Below are 1,378 nucleotides of genomic sequence, written 5' to 3' on the forward strand. Positions count from 1 at the left end.
AAGGAGACGTTGTCGCAGCCGACGCGCGAGCCGTAGAATTTGGAGAGCGCCGAGACGCGCAGCAGCGGTTCGTCGGTCATTGCGCCGGCTCCATTTTTTCCGAGGCAAGATGGTTTTCTGAAGCAAGGTGGCCGTGATGGCCGCCCGCCCGCCGCTTCTCGCAATGATCCGTGTCGGAGCAGACGAACATGTGGCCGCCATGGTCGTCGAGGATGACCTCGTCGAGATAGACATTCTCGGCCGCGCACAGCGCGCAGGGCTGGTCGAAGGTCTGCACCTCGAACGGATGATCCTCGAAGTCGAGGCTGACCACTTCGGTGAAGGGCGGCACCGCATAGATGCGCTTTTCGCGGCCGGCGCCGAACAGCTGCAGCGCCGGTGAGCGATGCATCTTGGGATTGTCGAATTTCGGCGTCGGCGACGGGTCCATCACATAGCGGCCCTCGACCTTGACCGGATAAGCATAGGTGGTGGCGATGCGGCCGTGCTTGGCGATGTCCTCGTAAAGTTTCACATGCATGAGGCCGTATTCTTCCAGCGCATGCATTTTGCGCGTTTCGGTCTCACGCGGTTCGAGGAAACGCAGGGGCTCCGGGATCGGCACCTGATAGACCAGCACCTGGCCCGCCGTCAGCGGATGTTCGGGGATGCGGTGGCGGGTCTGGATGATGGTGGCGCTGGCGGTGTCGGTCGTCACCGCGACGTTGGCGACCTTCTTGAAGAAGGCACGGATCGAGACCGCGTTGGTGGTGTCGTCGGCGCCCTGGTCGATCACCTTGAGCACATCGTCCGGGCCGATGATCGAAGCGGTGACCTGGACGCCGCCGGTGCCCCAGCCATAGGGCATCGGCATTTCGCGCGAAGCGAACGGCACCTGGTAGCCGGGGATGGCGATGCCCTTGAGGATCGCCCGGCGGATCATCCTTTTGGTCTGCTCGTCGAGATAGGCGAAGTTGTAGGTGGCGATGTCAGTCATGGCGATCACATCCGCATTGTGCTATTGAATTGGCATCCAGGGCGCGGAAACAGGGGCGAAATCGGATGACCCAGACCGCTTGGCTGCATATCGGAATTCTGCTGCTGGCGTTCGTCGGCGTGGTCGCGTTTGTCCTTCGGCGCATGGTTCTTCCTGCGCCGAAAGATGGCGCGCAGGGCGAGACTGTAGCCGGCGCCAGTGGCGGTTACGGCGGCGGCTCGGTTGATGGCGGCGGCCACTAGCATCACTCTGCTGCCTCTCGCTTTTCTTCTATCTTTGCAGGGTTCTCACGCGCGTCATATTCGGCGCGCATGCGGCGCACGAGGTCGAGTTCGGCCTGGAAATCGACATAGTGCGGCAGCTTCAGATGCTCGACGAAGCCGGTCGCCTGGACATTGTCTG

The 1,378-nt window shown here is 62.3% G+C and carries 3 protein-coding genes and 1 pseudogene; 1 reads left to right on the forward strand and 3 read right to left on the reverse strand.

Annotation, left to right across the window (positions count from 1 at the left end; translation table 11 throughout):
- Nucleotides 1-80: pseudogene (gene phnK / locus EN750_RS41200) on the reverse strand (phosphonate C-P lyase system protein PhnK); the annotation flags it as partial.
- Nucleotides 77-976, reverse strand: a complete 900-nt coding sequence (locus EN750_RS34405; protein ID WP_127399283.1) for an alpha-D-ribose 1-methylphosphonate 5-phosphate C-P-lyase PhnJ — start codon at nucleotides 974-976, stop codon at nucleotides 77-79. The pseudogene phnK and the gene EN750_RS34405, both read right to left, overlap by 4 nt.
- Nucleotides 977-1,041: 65 nt before the next feature.
- Between EN750_RS34405 and EN750_RS39745 the strand changes: the two genes are divergently transcribed.
- Complete coding sequence (locus EN750_RS39745) at nucleotides 1,042-1,218, forward strand: hypothetical protein (protein ID WP_189526676.1); 177 nt, start codon at nucleotides 1,042-1,044, stop codon at nucleotides 1,216-1,218.
- Between the two features lie 2 nt (nucleotides 1,219-1,220).
- On the opposite strand, the gene EN750_RS34410 is transcribed toward EN750_RS39745, so the two are convergent.
- Nucleotides 1,221-1,378: carbon-phosphorus lyase complex subunit PhnI (locus tag EN750_RS34410; RefSeq protein ID WP_189526678.1), on the reverse strand; the 158-nt coding region annotated here is incomplete at its 5' end.

The sequence above is a fragment of the Mesorhizobium sp. M7A.F.Ca.ET.027.03.2.1 genome (assembly GCF_003999175.1).
Lineage (GTDB): Bacteria > Pseudomonadota > Alphaproteobacteria > Rhizobiales > Rhizobiaceae > Mesorhizobium.